The 25,337-nt window shown below is 34.9% G+C and carries 25 protein-coding genes and 2 pseudogenes; 23 read left to right on the top strand and 4 right to left on the bottom strand.

All coding sequences use genetic code 11. The features are described 5' to 3' along the window. The first annotated feature begins 78 nt into the window (after nucleotides 1-78). The 20 genes and pseudogenes from SJY30_RS05435 to hisIE all read left to right on the top strand — a co-directional run bounded on the left by SJY30_RS05435 (nucleotide 79) and on the right by hisIE (nucleotide 19,537). Entirely contained in the window at nucleotides 79-1,308 is a 1,230-nt protein-coding gene (locus SJY30_RS05435) for an HD domain-containing protein (RefSeq protein ID WP_396634579.1), read from the top strand. 23 nt (nucleotides 1,309-1,331) lie between these two features. Continuing rightward, nucleotides 1,332-2,349 (top strand): annotated as a pseudogene (gene lpxD / locus SJY30_RS05430) (UDP-3-O-(3-hydroxymyristoyl)glucosamine N-acyltransferase). A gap of 2 nt (nucleotides 2,350-2,351) precedes the next feature. After that, the gene (locus SJY30_RS05425) at nucleotides 2,352-3,752 is read left to right on the top strand and encodes a bifunctional UDP-3-O-[3-hydroxymyristoyl] N-acetylglucosamine deacetylase/3-hydroxyacyl-ACP dehydratase (RefSeq protein ID WP_396634578.1); all 1,401 of its coding nucleotides are present in this window, start codon (nucleotides 2,352-2,354) and stop codon (nucleotides 3,750-3,752) included. A gap of 1 nt (nucleotide 3,753) precedes the next feature. Further along, nucleotides 3,754-4,539: an acyl-ACP--UDP-N-acetylglucosamine O-acyltransferase gene (gene lpxA / locus SJY30_RS05420; RefSeq protein WP_036154201.1), complete on the top strand. Its 786-nt coding sequence runs from the start codon at nucleotides 3,754-3,756 to the stop codon at nucleotides 4,537-4,539. 43 nt (nucleotides 4,540-4,582) lie between these two features. Beyond that, the gene (efp, locus tag SJY30_RS05415) at nucleotides 4,583-5,149 is read left to right on the top strand and encodes an elongation factor P (protein ID WP_396634577.1); all 567 of its coding nucleotides are present in this window, start codon (nucleotides 4,583-4,585) and stop codon (nucleotides 5,147-5,149) included. 41 nt (nucleotides 5,150-5,190) lie between these two features. Then, complete coding sequence (locus tag SJY30_RS05410; RefSeq protein ID WP_396634576.1) at nucleotides 5,191-6,126, top strand: UDP-3-O-(3-hydroxymyristoyl)glucosamine N-acyltransferase; 936 nt, start codon at nucleotides 5,191-5,193, stop codon at nucleotides 6,124-6,126. Nucleotides 6,127-6,198: 72 nt separating this feature from the next. Further along, nucleotides 6,199-7,071, top strand: a complete 873-nt coding sequence (gene sucD, locus SJY30_RS05405) for a succinate--CoA ligase subunit alpha (protein ID WP_396634575.1) — start codon at nucleotides 6,199-6,201, stop codon at nucleotides 7,069-7,071. Between the two features lie 106 nt (nucleotides 7,072-7,177). Further along, on the top strand, nucleotides 7,178-7,927 hold the full coding sequence (gene fabG / locus SJY30_RS05400; protein WP_396634574.1) for a 3-oxoacyl-[acyl-carrier-protein] reductase: 750 nt from the start codon (nucleotides 7,178-7,180) through the stop codon (nucleotides 7,925-7,927). A gap of 67 nt (nucleotides 7,928-7,994) precedes the next feature. After that, nucleotides 7,995-10,022, top strand: coding sequence for a VWA domain-containing protein (locus SJY30_RS05395; protein ID WP_396634573.1), 2,028 nt, complete (start codon nucleotides 7,995-7,997; stop codon nucleotides 10,020-10,022). A gap of 10 nt (nucleotides 10,023-10,032) precedes the next feature. After that, a complete protein-coding gene (locus SJY30_RS05390; protein WP_396634572.1) occupies nucleotides 10,033-10,848 on the top strand; it encodes a prohibitin family protein in 816 nt (271 codons plus the stop codon). A 235-nt stretch (nucleotides 10,849-11,083) separates the two neighbouring features. Next, on the top strand, nucleotides 11,084-11,941 hold the full coding sequence (gene hisG, locus SJY30_RS05385) for an ATP phosphoribosyltransferase (protein WP_396634571.1): 858 nt from the start codon (nucleotides 11,084-11,086) through the stop codon (nucleotides 11,939-11,941). Between the two features lie 24 nt (nucleotides 11,942-11,965). Further along, on the top strand, nucleotides 11,966-13,249 hold the full coding sequence (gene hisD, locus SJY30_RS05380; RefSeq protein WP_396634570.1) for a histidinol dehydrogenase: 1,284 nt from the start codon (nucleotides 11,966-11,968) through the stop codon (nucleotides 13,247-13,249). 43 nt (nucleotides 13,250-13,292) lie between these two features. Continuing rightward, on the top strand, nucleotides 13,293-14,339 hold the full coding sequence (gene hisC / locus SJY30_RS05375; protein ID WP_396634569.1) for a histidinol-phosphate transaminase: 1,047 nt from the start codon (nucleotides 13,293-13,295) through the stop codon (nucleotides 14,337-14,339). 1 nt (nucleotide 14,340) lies between these two features. Beyond that, nucleotides 14,341-15,483 carry a bifunctional histidinol-phosphatase/imidazoleglycerol-phosphate dehydratase HisB gene (gene hisB / locus SJY30_RS05370; RefSeq protein WP_396634568.1) on the top strand — a complete coding sequence of 381 codons (1,143 nt, stop codon included), beginning with the start codon at nucleotides 14,341-14,343 and terminating at the stop codon, nucleotides 15,481-15,483. An 84-nt stretch (nucleotides 15,484-15,567) separates the two neighbouring features. Beyond that, a complete protein-coding gene (gene hisH, locus SJY30_RS05365) occupies nucleotides 15,568-16,149 on the top strand; it encodes an imidazole glycerol phosphate synthase subunit HisH (RefSeq protein WP_396634567.1) in 582 nt (193 codons plus the stop codon). Nucleotides 16,150-16,201: 52 nt separating this feature from the next. Beyond that, nucleotides 16,202-16,552 carry a four helix bundle protein gene (locus SJY30_RS05360; RefSeq protein ID WP_396634566.1) on the top strand — a complete coding sequence of 117 codons (351 nt, stop codon included), beginning with the start codon at nucleotides 16,202-16,204 and terminating at the stop codon, nucleotides 16,550-16,552. 116 nt (nucleotides 16,553-16,668) lie between these two features. Further along, nucleotides 16,669-17,400 (top strand): 1-(5-phosphoribosyl)-5-[(5-phosphoribosylamino)methylideneamino]imidazole-4-carboxamide isomerase, encoded by a 732-nt coding sequence (gene hisA / locus SJY30_RS05355; RefSeq protein ID WP_396634565.1) that lies wholly within the window; start codon nucleotides 16,669-16,671, stop codon nucleotides 17,398-17,400. Next, nucleotides 17,393-17,965: a DinB family protein gene (locus SJY30_RS05350; RefSeq protein WP_396634564.1), complete on the top strand. Its 573-nt coding sequence runs from the start codon at nucleotides 17,393-17,395 to the stop codon at nucleotides 17,963-17,965. Before hisA ends, SJY30_RS05350 begins: the two co-directional genes overlap by 8 nt. Before the next feature lie 66 nt (nucleotides 17,966-18,031). Then, complete coding sequence (hisF, locus tag SJY30_RS05345) at nucleotides 18,032-18,787, top strand: imidazole glycerol phosphate synthase subunit HisF (protein WP_396634563.1); 756 nt, start codon at nucleotides 18,032-18,034, stop codon at nucleotides 18,785-18,787. A gap of 141 nt (nucleotides 18,788-18,928) precedes the next feature. Next, on the top strand, nucleotides 18,929-19,537 hold the full coding sequence (gene hisIE, locus SJY30_RS05340; protein WP_209435184.1) for a bifunctional phosphoribosyl-AMP cyclohydrolase/phosphoribosyl-ATP diphosphatase HisIE: 609 nt from the start codon (nucleotides 18,929-18,931) through the stop codon (nucleotides 19,535-19,537). Between the two features lie 188 nt (nucleotides 19,538-19,725). Here hisIE and SJY30_RS05335 read toward each other — a convergent pair whose 3' ends face one another. From SJY30_RS05335 to SJY30_RS05325, 3 genes are all read right to left on the bottom strand, one after another. Beyond that, nucleotides 19,726-20,139 carry a GNAT family N-acetyltransferase gene (locus SJY30_RS05335; RefSeq protein WP_396634562.1) on the bottom strand — a complete coding sequence of 138 codons (414 nt, stop codon included), beginning with the start codon at nucleotides 20,137-20,139 and terminating at the stop codon, nucleotides 19,726-19,728. Nucleotides 20,140-20,184: 45 nt separating this feature from the next. Next, a complete protein-coding gene (locus SJY30_RS05330; protein WP_396634561.1) occupies nucleotides 20,185-20,373 on the bottom strand; it encodes a hypothetical protein in 189 nt (62 codons plus the stop codon). Nucleotides 20,374-20,439: 66 nt separating this feature from the next. Further along, nucleotides 20,440-20,760 (bottom strand): winged helix-turn-helix transcriptional regulator, encoded by a 321-nt coding sequence (locus SJY30_RS05325; RefSeq protein WP_396634560.1) that lies wholly within the window; start codon nucleotides 20,758-20,760, stop codon nucleotides 20,440-20,442. 118 nt (nucleotides 20,761-20,878) lie between these two features. Here SJY30_RS05325 and SJY30_RS05320 point away from each other — a divergent pair. After that, nucleotides 20,879-21,391 (top strand): annotated as a pseudogene (locus SJY30_RS05320) (VOC family protein). A gap of 194 nt (nucleotides 21,392-21,585) precedes the next feature. Next, on the top strand, nucleotides 21,586-22,551 hold the full coding sequence (locus SJY30_RS05315; RefSeq protein ID WP_396634559.1) for a hypothetical protein: 966 nt from the start codon (nucleotides 21,586-21,588) through the stop codon (nucleotides 22,549-22,551). Between the two features lie 35 nt (nucleotides 22,552-22,586). On the opposite strand, the gene SJY30_RS05310 is transcribed toward SJY30_RS05315, so the two are convergent. Continuing rightward, nucleotides 22,587-22,775, bottom strand: coding sequence for a hypothetical protein (locus SJY30_RS05310; RefSeq protein WP_396634558.1), 189 nt, complete (start codon nucleotides 22,773-22,775; stop codon nucleotides 22,587-22,589). Between the two features lie 152 nt (nucleotides 22,776-22,927). Here SJY30_RS05310 and SJY30_RS05305 point away from each other — a divergent pair, with 152 nt between their 5' ends. Further along, entirely contained in the window at nucleotides 22,928-25,336 is a 2,409-nt protein-coding gene (locus SJY30_RS05305; protein WP_396634557.1) for a TonB-dependent receptor domain-containing protein, read from the top strand. The last annotated feature ends 1 nt before the right edge of the window (nucleotide 25,337 follow it).

Below are 25,337 nucleotides of genomic sequence, written 5' to 3'. Positions count from 1 at the left end.
TATTTGACGATAATCAAATTCTATGCTAATGCTTTTGTATAACTTTGAAATGTTAATCTCAGAAAAGACGACATTATCTTGAAGACATCAAACAAATTGAAAATCTTTAATGATCCAATTTACGGATTTATTAGAATTCCCAATGCGCTCATTTTTGACCTCATTGCAGATCCTTACTTTCAAAGGCTTCGTAGAATCTCACAGATGGGCTTATCCTATTTGGTTTATCCAGGGGCGCACCATACTAGGTTTCATCATGCGTTAGGTTGTATGTATTTAATGCAAAAATCTATTCAAGTGCTTCGTTTTAAGGGAGTTGAGATTACAGAGACTGAAGAAGATGGACTTCTGTGTGCTATTCTTTTACATGATATAGGTCATGGACCTTTTTCTCACGCTATGGAGCACAGTATAGTTGAAGGTGTAAGTCATGAATTTATTTCACTGCAATTCATGCATGAGCTTAATGAACGATTTAACGGAAGTTTAACGGAAGCCATCTCCATTTTTACCGGTAATCATTCAAAAAAGTTTTTAAATCAGTTGGTTTCTAGTCAGTTAGATATGGATCGATTAGACTATCTGAAAAGAGATAGTTTTTACACCGGTGTTGCTGAAGGGAATACAAACGCAGAGCGTTTAATTACCATGTTAAATGTAGTCGATGGTAATTTGGTAATTGAGGAAAAAGGAATTTATTCTGTAGAGAAGTTTCTAATGGCACGTCGCTTTATGTATTGGCAGGTTTATCTTCATAAAACCGCTGTAGTTGCAGAGCGGTTACTGATCAGTATTTTAAAGAGAGCTCGTTTCTTAATAGAAAAAGGTGAAACTTTAAATTCTAGTGATGCGCTGCATTTTTTTCTGACGAACCATATCGATATTAATAATTTTGATAACGAAACCTTGGCTAGGTTTGCAAAGCTTGATGATATAGATATTCTTTCTGCGTTAAAGGAATGGCAATATTCAGACGACTTTGTTCTGGCTTCTTTGTGTGAAATGATTATCAACAGAAAACTTCTTCATATCAAGGTAAAGAAAGAGCCTATTACTGAAAGTAAGTTTTTAATGCATTTAAATAAGGTAAAAGCTCAGTATAATCTTACAGATGAAGACGCCTCATATTTTGTCTTTAAAGGCGAGCTTAAAAATAAAGCTTACGATAGGCAAAATCAGACTATCAACATTTTAAGGAAAAACGGAAAGATTACGGATGTTGCGAAATTATCTGACCACCTTAATTTAAATGCACTTTCAAAAACGGTGACCAAATATTATATGTGTTATCCTAAAGAAGGGGTTTAACAATTTTTCTTACTTTTACGCTCATGAAATTTACAGCAGGTCAGATTGCAGGTATCTTAGAAGGAGAAGTGCATGGAAATCCAGAAATAGCCGTACATAAACTTGCTAAAATAGAGGAAGGTGAAGAAGGTTCCCTTACTTTTTTAGCTAATCCGAAGTATACTTCATTCATTTACAAGACAAAAGCATCAGTTACTATAAGTAAATAAGAGTTTTGTTCCAGAACAAGACTTAGATACTACCTTAATTAAAGTAGAAGATGCCTATAAGTCTTTTTCTAAGTTGTTAGAATATTATAATCAGGTTAAAAACAATAAAGTAGGTATTGAAGAGCCTGTTTTTAAATCAGATACCGCTACATATGGTGCTGATGTATATATTGGTGCTTTCGCTTATTTAGGGAATAATGTTTCTTTAGGTGATAACGTAAAAATTTACCCTAATGTTTATATAGGTGATAATGTAAAAATTGGCGACAATGTTATCATTTTTGCAGGAGCCAAAGTATATTCAGAAACAATTATCGGAAATAATTGTGTGGTAAATAGCGGGTCAGTGCTTGGTGCTGACGGATTTGGTTTTGCACCCAACGAGCAAGGAGAGTTCGCTAAGGTTCCACAGACCGGTAATGTTATACTTGAAGACAATGTAGATATTGGTGCAGGTACTACTATAGATAGGGCTACTTTAGGTTCTACTATCTTAAGAAAAGGAGTAAAGCTAGATAATCAAATACAAATAGCGCATAACGTTGAAATTGGCGAGCATACCGTTATTGCAGCTCAAACCGGAATAGCTGGTTCAACTAAGATTGGCAAGCATTGCATGATTGGTGGGCAAGTGGGTATCGTTGGTCATATCGTTATTGGCGATAATGTGAAAATACAGGCACAATCGGGTATAGGTAGAAATGTGAAGGATAATGAAGTGCTACAAGGTTCGCCCGCGTTGAATTATGGTGACTATAATAAATCATATGTTCATTTTAAGAATTTACCAAGAATAATAAGTAGAATCGACACCTTAGAAAAGAAAGATTGACGATGAGCACAACAACCATTAAACAAAGAACAATAGGTAAGGAAGTAAGTCTTACGGGAGTAGGTTTACATACCGGAAGTGACGTTACCATAAAATTCGTTCCTGCGGATAAAAACCATGGCTATGCCTTTAAAAGGGTAGACCTTGAAGGTGCCCCAGTAATACCGGCAGATGCCGCTTTGGTGAACAATACACAAAGAGGAACAAATCTTGAGAAGAACGGAGTAAAAATTCAAACTTCAGAGCATGTTTTAGCCGCTTTGGTAGGTTTGGAAATAGACAATGTTTTAATTGAATTGAATGCCGCTGAACCGCCGATAATGGATGGTTCTTCTAAATTTTTCGTAGAAGCTTTAGAAAAAGCCGGTATTGTAGAACAAGAAGCATTCCGTGAAGAATATGTAGTCAAAGAAGTAATTTCTTATAGAGATGAGAAAACAGGTAGCGAAATAACCATCATTCCTTCAGATACTTACCAAGTTACTACTATGGTAGATTTTGGTACAAAGGTTTTAGGTACTCAAAATGCTACTTTAGAGAAACTTTCTGATTTTAAAGCTGAAATTGCCGACGCTCGTACGTTTAGCTTTTTACACGAATTAGAAGCGTTATTGGAAAACGGACTTATTAAAGGTGGTGATTTAAATAATGCCATTGTATATGTTGATAAGGAGATTTCTGAGGAAACAATGAAAAAGCTGGAGAAGGCTTTTAATAAAAAGAAGCTTTCTGTTAAGGCAAACGGTATTTTAGATAATTTAACTCTACACCAGCCTAATGAAGCTGCACGTCATAAATTATTAGATGTAATTGGTGATTTGGCATTGGCAGGTACTAGAATTAGAGGTAAGGTAATTGCTAACAAACCAGGTCATTTCGTAAATACCCAGTTTGCTAAAAAAATTGCACAGATCATTAAATTAGAGAAGCGTAATAACGTACCTAAATACGATCTTAGTTTACCTCCATTAATGGATATTCATAAAATTATGGATATGCTGCCACACAGACCTCCATTTTTATTGATCGATCGTATTTTGGAGCTTTCAGATTCTCATGTTGTGGGGATGAAGAATGTTACCATGAACGAACCTTTCTTTGTAGGTCACTTTCCTGGAGCTCCGGTAATGCCAGGAGTTTTGCAAGTTGAGGCAATGGCACAAACAGGCGGAATTTTAGTGTTGAGCACTGTTCCGGATCCTGAAAATTATTTGACCCTTTTCATGAAAATCGATAAGGTAAAATTTAAGAGACAAGTACTACCTGGAGATACTTTAATTTTCCATTGTAGTTTAATTACTCCGATAAGAAGGGGAATATGCCATATGCAGGCTTATGCCTATGCCAATGATAAATTGGTTAGTGAAGCGGAAATGATGGCTCAAATTGTAAAAAGAACATAGAATGAATCAACCTTTAGCCTATATACATCCGGGAGCTAAGATTGCTAAAAACGTAGTAGTTGAACCTTTTACAACTATTCATAACAATGTTATTATTGGCGATGGCACTTGGATCGGGTCTAATGTGACAATAATGGAAGGTGCTCGCATTGGTAAAAATTGTAATATTTTTCCAGGTGCAGTCATATCCGCATCTCCACAAGATTTAAAATACGATGGTGAGGATACTACTGTTGTAATCGGTGATAATACGACTATTAGAGAGTGCGCTACTATACATAAAGGTACATCTGATCGTATGAAAACCGTAATAGGTAAAAACTGCCTTATTATGGCCTATTGCCATGTTGCCCATGACTGTTTAGTTGGTGATAATTGTATTTTCTCGAATAATTCAACTTTAGCTGGTCACGTAACCATAGGTGATAATGTTATTCTTGCAGGCTTGGTTGCAGTGCATCAATTTGTATCTGTTGGTCAACATGCTTTTGTAACAGGTGGTTCTTTGGTAAGAAAAGATGTGCCACCATACGTAAAAGCGGCAAGAGAACCGTTATCTTATGTAGGTATCAATTCTGTCGGATTAAGACGTAGAGGATTCATTTCCGATAAGATTAGAGAAATACAGAATATTTATAGAATTCTTTATCAGAAGAATTACAACAACACGCAAGCAGTTCAGATTATAGAAGCTGAAATGGAGGCAACTCCAGAACGCGATGAGATATTACAATTTATACGCGATTCTCAACGTGGTATCATGAAGGGATATTTCAGCAATAATTAAACTATTTTAAAACTTAAGTTAACCATATTAATACTCATTACGAATGGCATCTACATCAGATATACGAAAAGGACTATGCATTAGATATAACAATGATATCTACAAAATAATTGAATTTTTACACGTAAAACCTGGTAAAGGTCCTGCCTTTGTGCGTACTAAATTGAAAAGTGTTTCTACTGGTAAAGTATTGGACAATACTTTTTCTGCAGGTCATAAAATTGAAGATGTTCGTGTAGAAACACGTTCTTATCAATACTTGTATCCTGAAGGTGAAACTTATCACTTCATGAATACAGATGATTACAATCAGATTACTTTAGAAGAGAGCTCTCTTGATGCACCGGGTCTTTTGAAAGAAGGAGAAGTGGTTAAGATTATGTTCAATACTGAAGATAGTATGCCTTTATCTGTTGATATGCCCGCTAGTGTAATTCTAGAAATTACTTATACAGAACCTGGTGTTAAAGGTAATACGGCAACAAATGCTACAAAACCTGCAACTGTAGAAACAGGAGCAGAGGTAAATGTTCCTTTATTTATAAACGAAGGTGATAAGGTTAAAATAGATACTGCTACCGGTTCTTATATGGAACGTGTTAAGGAGTAGGGGTATTTTTATAATTCACTAATTAGACATAAGACAGTCAATTGAAATTCCCGACTACTTTTTCGTTAAAACAAATCGCAGATATTATATCTAGCGATTATGTGGGTCATGATGATTTTCCGGTATTGGGTATGAACGAGATTCATGTTGTAGAATCTGGAGATATCGTATTTGTAGATCATCCAAAGTACTATGATAAGGCATTAGAGTCTAAGGCAACAGTTATCTTAATCAATAAAAATGTAGAATGCCCCGAAGGTAAGGCATTGCTGATTTCTGATGATCCTTTTAGGGATTTTAATAAATTGACGACTTTCTTTCAGCCTTTTGTACCAAGTAGTCAAACTATTGCGGCAACGGCTAAAATCGGTAAAGACACAGTAATTCAACCAAATGCATTTATTGGTAATAATGTTGAAATAGGTGATAATTGCCTAATTCATTCTAATGTTACAATTTATGATAATTGTATTGTTGGTAATAATGTGACCATACATGCTGGTAGTGTTTTAGGTGCCGATGCATTTTATTATAAAAAGCGACCAGAGGGATTCGATAAACTAATTTCTGGAGGAAGGGTTGTCTTAAAAGACAATGTTGATATAGGTGCCCTTTGCACAATTGATAGAGGTGTTACAGGTGATACCACTATTGGCTTTGGAACTAAATTGGATAATCAAGTTCATGTTGGTCATGATACCGTTATAGGAGAAAAGTGTTTAATAGCTTCACAAACGGGTATTGCTGGTTGTGTTATTATTGAAGATGAAGTTACCTTATGGGGTCAAGTAGGTACGAATAGCGGAATAACTATTGGTGCTAAAGCTGTAATAATGGGGCAGACAGGTGTTACAAAATCTGTGAAGGGTGGCAAGAGTTATTTTGGTACTCCCATAGAAGAATCTAGAGAAAAATTGAAGCAATTGGCTTATTTAAAGCAAATTCCACAAATAATTAAAAAAATGGATAAGAAATAAGGGTTTAAATGCTAGAAAAGTCATTAACAACTTTTATTTTTGTTCTAACAAAAAAAATAAAACTACAGTAGTATGAGCGTATTAGTAAATAAGGATTCAAAAATAATCGTACAAGGTTTCACTGGTAGTGAAGGTACTTTCCATGCTGGACAGATGATTGAGTACGGTACTAATATCGTAGGTGGTGTTACTCCGGGTAAAGGAGGGCAAGAGCATTTAGGTAAACCGGTTTTTAATACGGTTGCTGAATCTGTTGAGAAAGTTGGTGCAGATACTACTATCATTTTTGTTCCGCCAGCATTTGCGGCAGATGCAATAATGGAGGCTGCCGAAGCTGGTATTAAAGTTATTATTACAATTACAGAAGGTATTCCTGTTGCCGATATGGTGAAGGTTGCTAATTATATAAAGAGTAAAGATTGTCGTTTAATCGGTCCTAACTGTCCAGGTGTTATCACTCCGGGTGAAGCTAAAGTTGGTATTATGCCAGGTTTTGTTTTTAAAGAAGGTAATGTAGGTATCGTTTCTAAATCTGGTACATTGACTTACGAGGCTGCTGATCAAGTAGTACGTCAAGGTTTAGGTATTACAACTGCAATAGGTATTGGTGGTGATCCAATTATTGGAACAACTACCAAAGAAGCTGTTGAGCTTTTAATCAATGACCCTGCAACCGAATGTGTGGTTATGATCGGTGAAATTGGTGGTCAATTAGAAGCGGATGCTGCACAATGGTACAAAGCTAGCGGAAGCAAAAAACCAGTTGTTGGTTTTATTGCTGGTGAAACTGCTCCTGCAGGTAGAACAATGGGTCACGCAGGTGCTATTGTTGGTGGTAGCGATGATACCGCTCAAGCTAAGAAGCAAATTATGAGAGATTGTGGTATTCACGTAGTAGATTCTCCTGCTGAAATTGGTTTGAAAGTAAAAGAAGTAATGGGTTAAGAACTCATATTTTTCATATAAAATCCCGTTTAAAGCGGGATTTTTTTTAGCCTATAAATTAAACAAAAGGTATATTTGGTAAACTTCGGTTTTAAAAAACGGACTTATGAAATTATTAGAAGATAAAAACGTCATCATAACAGGAGCAAGTAGAGGAATTGGTATGGGTATTGCCCAAGTATTTGCCGATCATGGTGCAAATGTTGCATTTACATATAGCTCAAGTGAAGCTCCGGCTTTAGAATTGGAAAAACAATTGACAGCAAAGGGAGTTAAAGCAAAGGCTTATAAAAGTAATGCTGCTAGTTTTCAAGAAGCTGAAGAATTAGTTGCTAAAGTTTTGGAAGATTTTGACGGAAGAATAGATGTATTGATCAATAATGCAGGTATTACAAAAGACAATCTTCTTATGCGTATGTCTGAAGCTGATTTTGATGCCGTAATAGATATTAATTTGAAGTCTGTTTTTAATATGACCAAGGCTGTGCAAAGAACATTATTGAAACAACGTAAAGGGTCTATCATCAATATGAGTAGTGTTGTAGGTGTCAAAGGTAATGCGGGTCAGACAAATTACGCGGCTTCTAAAGCAGGTATGATCGGATTTACAAAATCTGTAGCTTTGGAATTAGGTTCTAGAAATATTAGATGTAACGCCATTGCTCCAGGTTTCATTGAAACTGAAATGACAGATAAGCTTGATGAAAAGACTGTTCAAGGATGGAGAGATGGTATTCCATTAAAAAGAGGTGGCACTACTGTAGATATCGCAAATGCTTGTCTATACTTTGCATCAGATTTGTCTAGCTATGTTACTGGTCAAGTATTGAATGTTGATGGTGGTATGTTAACCTAAGTCAGCATAGATTTTCTTTGGAACAAGTTTATATTGTTCCTTTTTTAAGTTCAACTTTATAACATACATGGAGAGCATAACGGTATTGTATATTATTCTTGCTGCGATAGTAGCGCTGGGTATCGTTGTTTTTCAATACATATATAAACAGAAGGCTAAAAGCAATATTCACTGGCTTTTAGCCTTTTTGCGTTTTGTTGGTGTTTTCGGACTGCTATTACTTCTTATTAATCCTAAGTTTTCGCAAAAATCATATACATTAGAAAAACCTAATTTGGTTATTCTAGCTGATAATTCCACTTCTATTTCTGAGAGCCAAAATGATTTACGACGTTTAATTTCTGAATTGAAAGATGCTGAAGAAGTTAACGACAGATTTAAAATTACATCCTATAAATTTGGGTCTAAGTTAGATATTCTTGATAGTCTTTCGTTTACTGATAAGAATACTAATATTTCCAAATCACTTTTGGCTTTAAAAGATATTTATGCTCGTGAGCAAACTGTAACTGTATTATTATCAGATGGTAACCAAACAATTGGCGAGGATTATAGTTATTTAAAAGCAGATCAGAATAATACTATTTATGCTATGGTCATAGGGGATACTACAAAGTATAAAGATATTTCGGTGGGTCCCATTCTAACAAATAAATATGCATTTCTAAAAAACAAATTTCCTTTAGAATCATACATTTCATACCAAGGGAATACGCCAGTATCGGCAACTGTATCGGTAAAAATGAATGATAAGGTAGTACATAAAGAAAACCTAAGATTAGACGCTCAGTCTAATTTTAAAACGATTACCATTGAAGTCGATGCTAATTCCGTTGGAATAAAAAATCTAATTGTTGAAGTAAGTAAATTACCAGAAGAGCGAAATATTGAAAATAACCGCAGAAGTACAAGTATTGAGGTTATAGATGAAAAAACTAAGATTGCATTGATATCCGATATTGTACATCCAGACTTGGGTGCACTTAAAAAGGCTATTGAAAGTAATGAACAGCGAGAAGTAACTATTTTTAAATCAAGCACACCAAACAGTTCTTTAGAAGAAATTGACTTATTTATATTTTATCAACCAACCATAAGGTTCAAAAATTTATTCACATTTGCTAAAAGTAAAAATGCCAACACATTTATTATTACTGGTACGCAAACTGATTATTCATTTTTGAACAATAGCAATGTTGGCTTTGAAATAGAAAATGGTTATCCTGAACAAGAAGTATTCGGGTTGCTAAATAATGGTTTTACGAAATACGATATCTCTAAGTTTAACCTTACTGATTTTCCTCCGTTAGTCAGTGATGCCGGTCCTATTTTAATAACTACGCCCTATGAAACTTTGTTAGGCACGGAAATTAAAGGACTTGATGTGCAACAACCACTAATGGGCGTTATGGAACAAAATGCTGGGAAACAAGCGTTTTTAATGGGGGAGAACCTATGGAAATGGAGAATGCAAACATATAGGAATGAAAATGATTTTGTCAATTTCGATGAATTTATCGGGAACTTAATTCGCTACTTAACCAGTTCTAAAAATAAGACGAGGTTGAATGTCGATTATGAGAAAGTATACGAGGGTAGTAACAATACAGTAATTACCGCTACTTATTTTGATGAGGCATTTCTATTTGATCCAAACGCAAAAGTTACTATTAAAGTAACCAATACATCATCTAAAAACGTTCAAACGAACCCAATGGTCTTAAAGAACGGATATTTTGAAGCTGACCTTTCTAACTTAATTGCAGGTTCTTATGAATTTGTTGTTTCCGTAGAAAAAGAAAAGAAGTCAGTGTCGGGCAGTTTTGTCATTTCTGAGTTTGAAATGGAAAATCAATTTGTATCTAGCGATAATGAAAAAATGGAGAAGCTGGCAATGAGTACTGGTGGTAAGTTGTTTTATCCTTCTCAGATGAATGTACTATTGCAAGACTTGAAAGAAAACGATGCGTACGTACCTACAGAGAAAAGCACCGAAAATATCGTATCTTTGATTGATTTTAAACTGCTATTAGGGCTTATAGTTTTAGCCTTTGCAATAGAATGGTTTATCAGAAAATATATCGGATTAATTTAAATAAACACTAATGGATAAGTTACCTAAGATTGCGTTGCCCGCGATTTTTATTTTTATTGTAGTAGTAATTGCAATTTCTAAATCAACAGTTACAATAGATTCTGGTAAAGCGGGAGTATTGTACAAAACATTCGGAGATGGTGTAGTAACAGACGAACCCCCAATGGGTGAAGGTTTTCATATTGTAGCACCATGGAATAAAGTTTACATATATGAAGTAAGGCAGCAAGAAGTTTTTGAAAAAATGAATGTACTATCTAGTAATGGACTAGATATAAAATTAGATGCATCGGCATGGTTTCAGCCTAAGTTTAATGATTTAGGAAAATTACATCAAGAAAAAGGTGAAGACTACGTTCAGCGTGTTCTCTTGCCTACCATACGTTCAGCTGCCCGTTCTGTTGTTGGGCGTTATACACCCGAGCAATTGTATTCTAGTAAAAGAGACGCAATTCAAGCAGAGATTTTTGAAGAAACAAAAAAAATTGTTGAAGACGAGTACATTCAATTGAACGAAATATTGGTACGCGATGTAACCTTACCTCCAACAATTAAAGAGGCAATTGAAAGAAAGTTACGTCAAGAACAAGAGTCGTTAGAATATGAGTTTCGTTTGGTTACCGCTAAGAAAGAAGCTGAAAAAGTAACTATTGAGGCACAAGGTAAGGCAGATGCGAACAGAATTTTAAGTGCGTCATTAACTGATAAAATTCTTCAAGATAAAGGTATCGATGCAACATTAAAATTGTCTGAATCCCCTAATTCTAAAGTGATTGTAGTAGGTGGTGGCGAATCTGGTCTTCCTTTAATTTTAGGGAATAACTAAAACACGGACTTAATTATTTTTGTTTCATTTTAAACTTTTGTTTTGTGAAATGAAAAATACCTTTTACTTTTACATTATAATGAAAAATAGAACTACACATCATCATTTCCATATTCACGCTCAGGCGAGGTAGGAATGTATTGTAGTAGAACAACATATTTTAAAAACCCGTTTGAGCAATCAAACGGGTTTTGTATTTAAATCTCTTTTGGTTGCCAAGCATTAAATAAAGAAAATGACTAAAATTAGAATTGCTATTCAGAAATCGGGAAGACTAAATGAGGAATCCCTTCAAATTTTAAAAGACTGCGGTATTTCCATAGATAACGGAAAGGATCAATTAAAGGCATCTTCTAGAAATTTCCCTATCGAAGTATTTTATTTAAGAAACGGAGATATACCTCAGTATTTAAGAGATGGAGTAGTAGATATTGCCATTATTGGAGAAAACGTCTTAATTGAAAAAGGGGAAGATATTTCTATTGCCGAAAGACTTGGATTTTCTAAATGTAAAGTGTCATTGGCAGTGCCAAAATCAGTAAAGTATAATTCTGTTCAAGATTTTGAAGGAAAACGTATTGCAACATCTTATCCGAATACAGTACTTAACTATTTGAAAGACAAAGGGGTTAAGGCAGATTTGCATATTATTAACGGTTCTGTTGAGATTGCACCAAATATCGGACTTGCAGATGCTATTTGCGATATCGTTTCTAGTGGTAGTACCCTGTTTAAAAATAACTTGAAAGAGGTAGAAGTAATGCTTACTAGTGAAGCTGTGCTTGCTGTTTCTCCACAAATTTCTTCTGAGCGAAAGGAATTGCTTGAAAAATTACAATTTAGAATTCAATCGGTATTACGTGCCAGAGGGTCTAAATATGTATTGCTGAATGCACCTAACGATAAATTAGATGATATTATTAAACTATTACCAGGTATGCGTAGCCCAACGGTATTGCCTTTAGCCGATGAAGGTTGGAGCTCTGTACATACTGTTATCAATAAAGATAAGTTTTGGGAAGTTATAGACGAATTAAAGAAAGCCGGTGCAGAAGGTATTCTTGTTTGCCCAATTGAGAAAATGGTATTGTAATTAAGCTTTTAGCTAGATAAAGAAATGAACAAAATATATAATCCAGAGAAATCCGATTGGAAAGAAGTCTTAAGGAGACCTACCCAAACCGTTGCCGATATTGAAGGATTGGTAAATGGTATTTTTAAAGAGGTTGCCAGTAATGGTGATGATACATTAAAAAAATATACGGCACAATTCGATAAGGTAAACTTAGATAATCTATTAGTGTCAGAAGCTGAAGTTGAAGAAGCTAAAACTTTAGTCTCTGAGGAATTGAAAGCTGCTATTCAATTGGCGAAATCTAATATCGAAGTTTTTCATACTGCTCAAAAAACGGAAAGGGTTGAAATAGAAACTGCTGCTGGAGTTTCTTGCTGGCAGGAAAAAAGACCTATTCAAAAGGTGGGACTTTATATTCCTGGTGGAACGGCTCCTTTGTTTTCTACGATTTTAATGTTAGCTGTACCTGCTGCTATTGCAGGCTGCTCAGAAATAGTTTTGTGTTCACCACCGGATAAGGAAGGGAAATTGAATCCGGCTATTTTATATACGGCAGATTTATGCGGAGTAACGAAAATTGTAAAGGTTGGTGGCATACAAGCTATTGCGGGAATGACTTTCGGTACGGACACCATACCACAGGTATATAAAATATTCGGACCAGGGAATCAATATGTAACCGTAGCAAAGCAAATTGCAACAAAACACGGTGTTGCTATAGATATGCCTGCAGGTCCGTCAGAACTTCTTGTGGTGGCTGATGATTCTGCAAACGCTGCATTCGTTGCTTCGGATTTGTTGAGTCAGGCTGAACACGGTGTAGATAGCCAGGTTATTCTGGTATCTATCTCTAAAGAAATGATAGATGCCGTGGAGAAAGAAGTGGCTGTGCAATTAGAAGATTTACCACGTAAAGAAATAGCGAAACAGGCAATTGCTAATAGTAAATTGATTTATGTTGATAATGATCAAGATGCTATTGATTTGATTAATGAATACGGACCGGAACACTACATTGTTTGTGTAGAAAATGAAGATTTTTATATTGACAATACTCAAAATGCAGGTTCTGTTTTTATAGGGAATTATACTCCGGAAAGTGCTGGAGATTATGCTTCTGGTACGAATCATACTTTACCAACTAACGGTTATGCCAAACAGTATAGCGGTGTTAGCTTAGATAGTTTTATGAAAAGCATGACTTTTCAAAAAATAACAAAAGAGGGCATTCAAACTATTGGTAATGCTATAGAACTGATGGCAGAAGCAGAAGGACTAGAGGCTCATAAAAATGCAGTTACTTTAAGATTAAATAGTTTAAAATAATGTCATTTCAGCTACGCTCAATGACCAACACCGTATTGAACTGATGAGTTTCAATTTAGATAAAATAACAAGAGAAAACGTTAAAGGTTTAAGTCCTTATTCCTCAGCTCGTGACGAATATGTTTCAGATGGTTCCACAATGGTTTTCTTGGATGCGAATGAGAATCCGTTTGAGAATGGAGTCAATAGATACCCTGATCCTCAACAGCGAGGTCTAAAGGCTATTTTAGCGGAAGAGAAAGGTATTAAAGAAGAAAATATTCTTTTAGGAAATGGTAGCGATGAAGTCTTAGATTTATTGTTCAGGGCTTTCTGTGAGCCTAAGCAAGATAATATTATCACCTTGCCGCCAACATACGGAATGTATAAGGTACTTTCTGGTATTAATATGGTTGAGAATAAAGAGGTCTTATTGACAAATGATTTTCAGCCTAACGTTGAGGAGATATTAAAGACGATTGATAGCAATTCCAAACTATTGTTTATATGTTCTCCAAACAATCCCACTGGAAATAGTCTCTCCACAAAAAAAATAGAAGAGCTATTGAATTCATTTAATGGACTAGTAGTCATTGATGAAGCCTATATTGACTTTTCATCAGAAGAAAGTTGGACTTCTAGACTATCTGAATTTCCAAATCTAATCATTACACAGACTTTGTCAAAAGCTTATGGTATGGCTGGTATACGACTGGGTATCTGTATAGCATCCGCAGAAATTATTGCTGTTGTCAATAAAATTAAACCTCCCTATAATGTAAATCAACTTACGCAAGAGAAGGCAACTTTGCGTGTGTTGGATAGAGATGCTGTAAAGAACGAGGTGAGGCAAATTTTAACGGAAAGGGTAAAATTAGAAGAGGCTTTAAAAACAGTTTCTTTTGTTGAAAAGATATATCCATCAGATGCCAATTTTATCTTGGCAAAAGTAGATGATGCCTCACTTAGATATGATCAATTATTGGAAAAAGGGGTCGTGGTAAGAAATAGAACCACCCAACCATTATGTGAGAATTCATTGCGCTTTACAGTAGGAACAGAAAAAGAGAATGTATCATTAATTAATGCTTTAAAAACATTATCGAACTAATATGGAAAGTAAAAAACGTGTATTGTTTATTGATCGTGATGGCACTATCATCAAAGAAACCGTAGATGAGCAGATAGATGCATTTGAGAAAATGATTTTCTACCCTAAAGCATTTACTTTTCTAGGCAAAATCGCTAAAGAATTAGACTACGAATTGGTGATGATTACCAACCAAGACGGGTTAGGAACAGATGTTTTTCCTGAGGACACCTTTTGGCCAGTTCATAATTTTATTCTTAAATCTTTTGAAAACGAAGGTGTTGTTTTTGATAAAGTGTTTCTTGATCGAACTTTTCCGCATGAAAATGCTGATACAAGAAAACCTGGTACAGGGCTGTTGACCGAGTATTTTTCGGATGATTATGATTTAGAAAATTCTTTTGTTATCGGTGATCGATTAACCGATATGGAATTGGCTAAAAACTTAGGTTCAAAAGGGATATTCATCAATGATGAAACCAATTTGGGTACTGGGGAAATTACGGTTAAGCGTGATGAACTAGATAGCCATATTGCTATTGAAAGCAATGATTGGGAGAAGATTTATGAATTCTTGAAGTTGAATGATAGAACGGCTGAAATTCATAGAAAAACCAATGAGACAGATATTGCCATAAAACTGAACCTAGATGGTACTGGTAAAAGTGATATTAAAACCGGATTGGCATTTTTTGACCATATGCTGGACCAATTGGCTCGTCATGGGCAAATGGATTTAATGATCAAAGTAGATGGTGATTTAGAAGTTGATGAACACCATACGATAGAGGATACGGGCATTGCACTAGGTGAAGTATTTCATTCGGCTTTAGGAAACAAACTTGGTATAGAACGCTACGGATTCTGCTTGCCAATGGATGATTGTTTAGCACAATCCGCTATAGATTTTGGTGGTAGAAATTGGCTGGTATGGGATACAGACTTTAAACGTGAAATGGTAGGCGACATGCCAACTGAAATGTTTCATCATTTCTTTAAATCGTTCACGGACGGAGCTAAGGCAAACTTAAATATAAAGGCAGAAGGTACCAACGAGCATCATAAAATTGAAGCTATTTTTAAAGCATTTGCAAAGAGCATAAAAATGGCGGTAAAAAGAGATGTTGAAAAAATGGTGTTGCCAAGTACAAAAGGAGTTCTTTAAATAGTAAAAAGTATTGAGTACAAAGTATTTAGTCTTTATGATATTTACTTTGTACTTCTTACTAACTACTTAATACTAGTTTTAATGAAAATTGTAATTATAAATTACGGAGCAGGAAATATTCAGAGTATCAAATTTGCAATTAAACGCTTAGGTTATGAAGCTGTTTTAAGCAATGATGTTTCTGAAATACAGCGTGCCGATAAAGTGATATTCCCAGGGGTAGGTGAGGCAAGTAGTGCCATGAAAATGTTGTTAAACAGTGGTTTGGACAAAGTAATCCCGACTTTAAAACAGCCTGTATTAGGTATTTGTTTAGGTATGCAATTAATGTGTCATTCGTCTGAGGAAGGTAATACTACTGGCCTAGGAATTTTTGATGTTGATGTCGTAAAGTTTGATAATACAGTAAAGGTTCCACAGATTGGATGGAATCAGATTACAAATTTGAAATCTGAATTATTTAATGGTATTGAAGAAAAAGAGCATATTTATCTAGTGCATAGTTTTTATGCGCCATTGTGTTCTGAAACAATTGCTGAATGTACTTATGGTTTAGATTATAGTGCTGCATTGAGAAAAGATAATTTTTACGGTACTCAGTTTCACCCAGAGAAATCTAGTGACGTAGGGGAGAAGATTTTAGAGAATTTTTTAAAAATGTAATGTTTAGTAGCAATTACAAAGTACAAAGTAATGAGTACTAAGTATTAAGTGGATGAATAATTTTAGAGAACTACATATTTGGAAAAAAGGGATGCAGCTTGTTGAGGAAATTTATTTCTTATCAAAGAAATTACCAGATGATGAAAAATTTGGATTGACCTCTCAAATTAAAAGATGTAGTGTTTCTATACCATCTAATATAGCTGAAGGAGCTGGAAGAAATTCAAATAAAGAATTTGTACGTTTTCTTAGTATCGCAAATGGCTCAACTACAGAACTTGAAACACAATTGATTCTTTCTGTAAACTTGAAATTTTTATTAGAAACAGAGATAAATAATGCTTTGGTATTATGCAAAGAAATAAAAAACATGAATTACGCTTTACAAAAAAGCTTAAAATAATTAAAGTTAACATAAGTAAGATGTATGTAATTTAGTAAGGAACTAAAAATTAATACTTAAGACATAGTACTTAATTCTTAATACTCTTTGCTTAATACTTAATACGACCATATAATATGAGAATAATACCAGCTATAGATATCATTGATGGTAAATGTGTCCGCCTTTCTAAGGGAGACTACGATACCAAAAAAATATATAATGAGAACCCGTTAGAGGTAGCTAAAGAATTTGAGGCACACGGAATTCAACATTTACATTTGGTAGATTTAGATGGTGCGAAATCAAAGCATATTGTAAATCATAAAGTACTGGAGCAAATTGCTTCACAAACCAATTTGAATATTGATTTTGGAGGCGGATTAAAAACCGATGATGATTTGCGTATTGCTTTTGAAAGTGGCGCAAAGCAGATTACTGGTGGTAGTATTGCGGTCAAAGATTCAGATACGTTTTTGGGATGGATTGAAAAACATGGTTCAGAAAGAATTATTCTTGGAGCAGACGCTATGGATGAAAAGGTAGCTGTATTCGGTTGGTTAGAGGAATCTAAGGAAGAACTGATTCCATTTATACAATCGTACCAAGCAAAAGGCATACAATATGTTATTTGTACAGATATTAGTAAAGATGGTATGCTAGAAGGTCCGTCTTTCGACTTATATTCCAAAATTATAAGTTCAACAGACGCAGGATTAAAGCTAATAGCTAGTGGTGGAATATCTACTTTTGAGGAGTTACCAAAACTAGCAGAAATGGGTTGTGAGGGTACTATCATCGGTAAGGCGATTTATGAAAATAGAATCAGTCTAAAGCAATTGGAATCGTATATTTTAAATAATGGATAAGGAAGATCGTTTAGTGCAAGAAATTGTTGAAAATGCCATGTATCGTATGGACGAAAGCACGCGCATGATCAAGAAAAGTCTTGCTGAAATTTCAGAAGAAGAAATTTGGCAGAAGCCTAACCCTTCTTTAAATAGTATGGCTAATCTTATTTTACATCTATGTGGTAATATGACGCAATATGTAATTTCTTCTATCGGTGAAATCGAAGATAATAGAGATAGAGACGCCGAGTTTTCTGTTAATTCAGGTCTAACGAAAGCTAAGTTGATACATAAGTTAGAAGATACAGTAGATTCCGTAAAACGGGTCATATTCGATTCTACAGCCGATAAGTTGATAAAAGTTAGGTCTGTTCAAGGAATGTCTTTTTCGGGAGTCGGTGCTATTATGCATGCCGTTGAACATTATTCATACCATACCGGTCAAATTGCTTTTTATGTGAAACTGATTAAAGAAAAGGATTTGGGGTTTTATGATGGGGTCGATTTGAATATTAAAAATGGAGTAAAGAGAAAAAAGTACAAAGTACAAAGTACGAAGTACGAAGTACTGGGAGAGCAGTAATTGACAACTTGATGTTAACAAATAATACTTAGTACTTAATACTAAGTACTTAATACTTTAAAAATAATGCTTGCAAAAAGAATAATACCTTGTTTAGATATTAAAGATGGTAGAACCGTAAAAGGTGTCAATTTCGTTGATTTACGTGATGCTGGCGATCCTGTTGAGTTGGCTGAAATTTACAGCCGAGAAGGGGCAGATGAATTGGTGTTCTTGGACATTTCTGCTACGGAACAAAAACGTAAAACTTTGGCAGACTTAGTATATCGCGTAGCGGAAAAGGTAAATATACCATTTACCGTTGGTGGCGGAATTTCTTCTGTTGAAGACGTTGATGTTTTATTACATAACGGAGCTGATAAGGTTTCTATTAATTCATCTGCAGTAAAGAATCCGCAGTTAATTAATGATCTGGTTGCTAAATTTGGCTCGCAATGTATTGTAGTTGCTATAGACGCCAAACGGATAGATGGTGAGTGGATAGTCCATTTAGTAGGTGGAAAAGTACCTACAGAGCGCAAATTATTTGAATGGGCAAAAGAAGTTGAGGAACGCGGAGCTGGTGAAATTTTATTTACTTCTATGGATAATGACGGTACTAAAGACGGATTTGCAAATGAAGCTTTAGCAAGATTATCTTCAGAATTAAATATTCCGATAATTGCTTCGGGCGGAGCAGGTAATAAACAACATTTTAGCGATACTTTTAGAGAAGGTAAAGCAGATGCAGCATTGGCAGCAAGTGTTTTTCACTTCAAAGAAATTGGTATACAAGAATTGAAACTTGAGTTACAAGGAAATGGGATTCCTGTGAGGATTTAGTTACAGTGTTCAGTTTCAGTTGGCAGTACCAATGTTCAGTATCAGTACCAGTTTACAGTTATGACAAACGAAATGTCACTTCGGTTACGCTCAGTGATCGATTTTAAAATAGAATAAAAATAAAATTAGAATACAATACATATGGAGTTTAATACACCGAATTGGGAGAAAATGAGTGACGGATTAGTACCTGCAATCATACAGGATGCACGAACTAAAAATGTATTAATGCTTGGTTATATGAATGCAGATGCATTAGCTAAGACTACCGATACTGGAAAAGTAACTTTCTTTAGTCGCTCAAAACAGCGGTTATGGACAAAAGGAGAGGAGAGTGGAAACTTTTTAAACTTGGTCTCCATTAAAAACGATTGTGATAACGATTCCCTTTTAATTAATGTAAATCCAGTTGGTCCAACCTGCCATACAGGAACGGATACCTGCTGGAGTGAAAAAAATAATTCTAACTTTGGATTTTTCTCTGAATTGGAAAGCACTATCGAAGAACGTAGAACTACTGCAGATGACAGTACATCTTATGTAGCTTCTTTATTCAAGAAAGGTATCAACAAAGTTGCCCAAAAAGTAGGGGAGGAAGCTGTTGAAACTGTTATAGAGGCTATGGATAATAATGATGAATTGTTCTTATACGAAAGTGCAGATTTATTGTTTCACTACTTAATGTTATTGCAAGCAAAAGGTTTTACGCTAAAAGATATTGAGGCGGAACTAATGAAGAGGAAAAAGTAATTTAAATACTTTACTAAATTAAAACAATACCTATTTAATAGCTTAAAGGCAATTAAATAGGTATTTGCTTTTAGGAGAACCGTTGTTAACCTATTCTATTTTGGAGTTGATCTGTTGTACTAGTATGCTTAATAGACCTTTATAATAATCCTTGACTAAAGTTAACATCTAAACATATTATATTTGGTTTAAGAAAAAGTTCTCTCCATAATTACGAAATCTATTCCACCTTTCATATAAGTTTTGTTGGTTACTTTCATCCCGAATTTAGTGTAATAATTAGTCTTGCTCTGTCTAGCATTACACCAGATTTTTGTTAGTGATTCTGTAGCGGCTATTTGCATTATTTCATTTAATAATATACTACCATATCCCTTGCCTTGGTGACTTTCTAATGTAGCAAATTTTCTAAATTGGGCTTCCTTATGATGTATGAACATAGAGATTACCGATATTAATTGGTCTTCTAAAAATAGACCGTAATGCCTTCCCTCGTTGTCTTTAGGTAGTTTTATATAATCTAATGGCTTGTTTGGCCACATAACCTGATGTCTAATGGCTAATGTTTCCTGAGAAGTAATTTCAATGATTTTGTATGACATAATCCAGCAACTACAAGTTGCTCAAATGTAATCAGGTTTTATGGGTTATTCAAACACTAATTTGTCTTGAACCTTATCTACTGATACCCACTTAAATTTTATAGGAGACCAATTGTCTTTACTTTCGGTTGACGCGTTATTTTTTATGTAAACGGTATCATCTTTTGTAAATACATGCTGGGTGTCAATTACTTCTTGCGAATAGATTTTAGTAGGTTTTTTATTTTCGATCAAACCGATATTTTTTTAATAAAACCCAATATTCTGTATTTTGTTGTGTTAAGGAATAGTTAATTAGTTTTATACTAGATTGTTAGGGGTATCTTTCGCACCCCATGAATCTAAGCTCAATAGAATATTTTCCAGTGATTTTCCACGCTCACTTAAGCCATATTCTACTTTTGGAGGCACTACTGGGAAAACCTCGCGTATAATCAATCCGTCTTTTTCTAACTCTCTTACGGTTTGGGTAAACATTTTGTTTGATATGCCTGGTACTTTTTTTTGTAGTACACCAGACCGAACCGGACCCTCCAAAAGATGAAAAAGTACAATGGGTTTCCATTTCGTACCAATTAAATTCATGGTATGGTCTAAGGGACAATAATTTTTTGAATTCATATGAAATATAACTTACTAATAATCAACAATTAACTCTTTTTGGTAACTATGGCACTTTTAGGTAAGTTATTGTCAATAAGGCAAATATAATTTTATTTTGTACTATAAAATAATAGATATGAAAACAAATACAGCATACCCCAAATCATTTTCACATATTGGCATTACAGTTCCTAATATTACAGAGGCTGTAAAATTTTACTCAGAAGTAATGGGCTGGTATGTTATTATGGAACCATCAAAAATTAAGAAAGAGAAAGAAACTGCTATCGGTCTTATGTGTATTGATGTCTTTGGCGATGATTGGGAAGAGTTTGAAATTGCCCACATGTCAACTTCTGACGGAATAGGTGTTGAGTTATTCTCTTTTCCTCATGGCGTTAAGGAAGCTCCGGAGTTTAATCCGTTTAATACCGGTTTGTTTCACTTTTGTATTCAAGACCCTAATATTGAAGATTTGGTAGCCAAAATTGTTGAATATGGAGGTAAACAATGAATGCCCATTCGTGAGTATTATCCAAAAGACAAGCCATACAAAATGTGTTATGTAGAAGATCCTTTCGGGATTGTATTTGAAGTATACACGCATAGTTATGAATTAACATATTCTTCTGGTGCTTATACGGGATAAATTTAAATTTCATGCTGAAAAAGCGATTAATGTTAAATTAAACATTAATCGCTTTTTTTATTTCAATGCCTTAATTATTAGATTTTTATAAATTTTATATCTTTAACTATCCCTCAGACTGTTTCATTTTAAAACCACCACCAAACTATGAAATCATCTGCTATTTTTCTTAGAGTATTCTTATTATGTCTCATATGGCTGCTTTTTACTTCATTTTTAAATCACATTATTCTGAACCCATATCTGTAGAAAATAAATCGGAAGTTTTAGAATTAAATACAGACGGACTCTATTACGCTGAGTTTTACGATTATATTTTCCGTGGTCATTTTGAGGAGATTGATGTTAGCAGGGATGATATGCAATTTCTGTTGATTTTTGATCAGTACTTAAGGGCTTACGGTGCACAATGTTCTGGTTCTTTGCCCACCAATAAAGTGCAAATTATGAATGAAGAATGTGCTACGGAAGAGGTTACAAAAAATGGATGGGGAGATGTTATCAGTAGGGTGTGTGTGAAGTATGTTTGGGTAGGCAGCGGACTTTACGCAAAAACTGCGTTGTATGAGGCTTATGGTGAGATTGATAAAATACAACGATCAAAAGGACTAGGAACCATGATGGATATGATTACCGACCCCAATAGTATGGGAAATTCGGTTGATATGATTCATAAAACCAACGGACTTAAAGGTGATATGCTGAAAATTTTTAAGCTTAATGCTTGTGGTAGTACGGGTTTAAAACGTTTTGAAGAAAATTTAAGATTGTTTGCTTTGAACAAACAGTCTATACGAATGGAGAAGGCTAGTAAGTATACCACTATGAAAAAGTCTGGCGGACCAACTGGTGACCAGAACTATCATAAACTTATTGATGATTTGGTATATGACCAGTCTAAAACATGGTCTTTTAACAGATATACTAAGGGAAGTATTTCTGGTGTAACAACATCATCTCGTGATAGTGAAGGCAGACCAATGGAGCTAAGTGCTAATTATAGCTTTTCTGGGTTTAGCGGGAATAGTAAAGGATCTGTGCGTATTACTTTTAAAAACGGACTTCCTAAATGTATCTATTTCTATGATTTTCCACAAAATTGTAAATCACCGAATAGCAGTATAATATCTTCGTATGCAGAAGGAAAATATGCTAACTGAAAGTGTTATAATCTCAGTTAGAATATCTAATAGTATTATTTCTTATCCATATCAAGATAATACTCTTGTAAAGTAAAAAACGCTTTCTTTTTCATGCCTTGTTCAGAGATCAATCCTTTTCTATTGAAATCATCTTGTATTCTTCGTAGCGGTCGTCTAGGTGAACGAAAATCCATCAAAATCCAAGGAGATAATCCTGCCATAAAATCAATGTTCTTCATCATTTCAATATTGGATTTGAATAGTGCATTTTGGTATTTTGTGTTTAAAATATGACCGTCAATGTTAGCATTTTCTTAAATATTCATTTTTGGTGTAACATTTTTAAAAGGATATAGTCATATTGCGGTATTCATCAATCAATTATACAAACAACATGATTAAAAAAGGAAAGCGTAAAGTACGCTTAAGGTGGCTTAGCGTCACAAGTATTATTATTTTATTACTTAGTTATACTCCAGTTTTAGCTCAAGAAAGCTATACCATAAGTGGTAAAATAACCGACATTGAAAATGGGGAAACCCTTTTTGGGGCATCGGTATTTTTAGAGGGAACCACAATTGGTGTAGTAACCAACGAATATGGGTTTTATTCCATTACCGCCCCAAAAGGCGAATATCGCTTACTTATTACTTATATGGGGTATGCCGATATTAAACAAGATGTAAATCTTGATCGAAACCAAAACTTCAATTTTGAACTATCGGAAATATCTACACAGCTAGATGAAGTAGAAGTTACGGCAGAAGAATCTGAGATTGCCGTGTTACGTAAACCGGAAATGAGTGTTCTTAAAATGAACATTGAAACCGTAAAGCAAATGCCAGTGGTTTTGGGCGAAGTTGATATTCTAAAGTCTTTACAGATGTTACCGGGTGTTACCAATAATGGTGAAGGTACAGGCGGATTTCATGTGCGTGGCGGTGCAGGGGACCAAAACCTAGTACTGTTAGATGAGGCTATTATTTATAACACATCACATATGTTCGGTTTTTTCTCTGTCTTTAATGCTGATGCCATAAAGGATGTAAAATTGTATAAAGGTGGTATACCTGCTAGATATGGCGGTCGTGTATCTTCAGTTTTAGATGTGCGTCAAAAAGATGGGAACAGTAAGCGGTTTGCAGCCACGGGTGGTATAGGTATCATATCTAGCCGATTGGCTTTAGAAGCTCCGCTATTTAAAGAAAAAGGTTCTTTTTTAATTGCCGGTAGAAGTTCATATGCCAATCTATTATTAAAAGCGGCAGGGCAAGATAATAGCGTTGGTTTCTATGATTTAAACCTAAAAACCAATTATAAGATCAATGCAAATAACAGGCTTTTTCTTTCAGGTTATTTTGGAAGGGATTCTTTTGAACTAGGAGATACTTTCAGTAATTCTTACGGTAATGCTACCGGTAATCTACGTTGGAATCATATATTTAACGACAAGCTTTTCTCAAACCTTTCTGCTATTTATAGTAAATACGATTATAAGTTAGGTCTAACTTTTGCTGAATTCGACTGGGTTTCGTCTATTACCAATTACAATCTTAAATATGATCTTAAATATTATTTCAGCGATAAATTTAAACTAGATTTTGGCGCAAGCGGAATATATTATCAGTTTGATCCCGGCGAGATAAAGCCAACTTCTGAAACCTCGGCTGTAAATCCTTTATTGTTAGATAATAAAAAGGCTATTGAAAGTGGTGTCTACGTAAATGCCGAACATAAATTGACAGATAAACTAACGGCTCAGTACGGGTTGCGTTATAGCGCGTTTACAAGATTGGGTGGTCAACCCATGACGGAATATGAAAATAACCAACCAGTAGTCTACAATTCAGACTTAGGTATATATGAGCGCGGTACAGCGGTAGGGGAGACGGTTTACGATAATGGAGATGCCATTAAATCTTTTGGCAATCTAGAACCTAGAGCTTCACTTGCCTATACAATTGATGATAATTCTTCATTAAAAGCTGGTTTCTCTAGAGTGGCGCAATACATTCATTTATTATCGAATACTTCTTCTGCAACTCCTTTAGATGTTTGGGCACCAAGCGGACAATATATCGACCCTCAACTATCTAATCAATATGCTTTGGGTTACTTCCGTAATTTTAAGAACAAAGCTTATTCTATGGAAGCTGAAGTGTATTATAAGAATACCGATAATAGAATTGATTATATAGATGGTTCAGACCTTATTGGACAGAATACGATCGAGACCGAAATACTAAAAGGGGAATCTAGAGCATACGGATTAGAGCTATTATTCCGTAAAAATGAAGGAAAATTTACAGGGTGGATTGCTTACACCCTTTCTAAATCTGAACAAAGAACTCCTGGTGGTACTGCTGGCGGACTAGGTATTAACGATGGCAATTGGTATAATACTCCGTATGATAGAACTCACGATATTTCCATTTCCGTCTCCTATCAATTAAATGACAAATGGAGTTTTGGAACCAATCTTGTTTTTCAAACAGGTAGACCGGTGACATACCCTAATGGGCAATATGAGTATGAAGGCGTTTCCATCGCCAGTTATTCCGACAGAAATTCTGATAGATTACCGGCTTATCATCGTCTAGATCTATCGGTTAATTATAAACCGAACAGAAAGCCAAATGCGAAATTAAAAGGAGAATGGGTATTAGGGCTGTACAATGCGTACAACCGTAAAAATGCAGCTTCCATATCATTTGGTCAGAATATAGAAACAGGGGTTAATGAAGCTACTAGAACCGCCATTTTCGGTATTGTGCCATCTATTACTTATAACTTTAAATTTTAAA

The sequence above is a fragment of the Maribacter sp. R86514 genome, from assembly GCF_044597005.1.
Taxonomy (GTDB): domain Bacteria; phylum Bacteroidota; class Bacteroidia; order Flavobacteriales; family Flavobacteriaceae; genus Maribacter.
Note: the sequence above shows the minus strand (reverse complement) of the source record. Positions and strands in the feature narration are given on the sequence as shown.

What these genes read in the sequence shown, in the direction of transcription:
- SJY30_RS05425 (WP_396634578.1), top strand. Translation starts at nt 2,352, where the DNA reads ATGAGCACAACAACCATTAAACAAAGAACAATAGGTAAGGAAGTAAGT.
- lpxA (WP_036154201.1), top strand. Translation starts at nt 3,754, where the DNA reads ATGAATCAACCTTTAGCCTATATACATCCGGGAGCTAAGATTGCTAAA.
- efp (WP_396634577.1), top strand. Translation starts at nt 4,583, where the DNA reads ATGGCATCTACATCAGATATACGAAAAGGACTATGCATTAGATATAAC.
- sucD (WP_396634575.1), top strand. Translation starts at nt 6,199, where the DNA reads ATGAGCGTATTAGTAAATAAGGATTCAAAAATAATCGTACAAGGTTTC.
- fabG (WP_396634574.1), top strand. Translation starts at nt 7,178, where the DNA reads ATGAAATTATTAGAAGATAAAAACGTCATCATAACAGGAGCAAGTAGA.
- SJY30_RS05395 (WP_396634573.1), top strand. Translation starts at nt 7,995, where the DNA reads ATGGAGAGCATAACGGTATTGTATATTATTCTTGCTGCGATAGTAGCG.
- SJY30_RS05390 (WP_396634572.1), top strand. Translation starts at nt 10,033, where the DNA reads ATGGATAAGTTACCTAAGATTGCGTTGCCCGCGATTTTTATTTTTATT.
- hisG (WP_396634571.1), top strand. Translation starts at nt 11,084, where the DNA reads ATGACTAAAATTAGAATTGCTATTCAGAAATCGGGAAGACTAAATGAG.
- hisD (WP_396634570.1), top strand. Translation starts at nt 11,966, where the DNA reads ATGAACAAAATATATAATCCAGAGAAATCCGATTGGAAAGAAGTCTTA.
- hisC (WP_396634569.1), top strand. Translation starts at nt 13,293, where the DNA reads ATGAGTTTCAATTTAGATAAAATAACAAGAGAAAACGTTAAAGGTTTA.
- hisB (WP_396634568.1), top strand. Translation starts at nt 14,341, where the DNA reads ATGGAAAGTAAAAAACGTGTATTGTTTATTGATCGTGATGGCACTATC.
- hisH (WP_396634567.1), top strand. Translation starts at nt 15,568, where the DNA reads ATGAAAATTGTAATTATAAATTACGGAGCAGGAAATATTCAGAGTATC.
- SJY30_RS05360 (WP_396634566.1), top strand. Translation starts at nt 16,202, where the DNA reads ATGAATAATTTTAGAGAACTACATATTTGGAAAAAAGGGATGCAGCTT.
- hisA (WP_396634565.1), top strand. Translation starts at nt 16,669, where the DNA reads ATGAGAATAATACCAGCTATAGATATCATTGATGGTAAATGTGTCCGC.
- SJY30_RS05350 (WP_396634564.1), top strand. Translation starts at nt 17,393, where the DNA reads ATGGATAAGGAAGATCGTTTAGTGCAAGAAATTGTTGAAAATGCCATG.
- hisF (WP_396634563.1), top strand. Translation starts at nt 18,032, where the DNA reads ATGCTTGCAAAAAGAATAATACCTTGTTTAGATATTAAAGATGGTAGA.
- hisIE (WP_209435184.1), top strand. Translation starts at nt 18,929, where the DNA reads ATGGAGTTTAATACACCGAATTGGGAGAAAATGAGTGACGGATTAGTA.
- SJY30_RS05335 (WP_396634562.1), bottom strand. Translation starts at nt 20,139, where the DNA reads ATGTCATACAAAATCATTGAAATTACTTCTCAGGAAACATTAGCCATT.
- SJY30_RS05325 (WP_396634560.1), bottom strand. Translation starts at nt 20,760, where the DNA reads ATGAATTCAAAAAATTATTGTCCCTTAGACCATACCATGAATTTAATT.
- SJY30_RS05315 (WP_396634559.1), top strand. Translation starts at nt 21,586, where the DNA reads ATGGCTGCTTTTTACTTCATTTTTAAATCACATTATTCTGAACCCATA.
- SJY30_RS05310 (WP_396634558.1), bottom strand. Translation starts at nt 22,775, where the DNA reads ATGATGAAGAACATTGATTTTATGGCAGGATTATCTCCTTGGATTTTG.
- SJY30_RS05305 (WP_396634557.1), top strand. Translation starts at nt 22,928, where the DNA reads ATGATTAAAAAAGGAAAGCGTAAAGTACGCTTAAGGTGGCTTAGCGTC.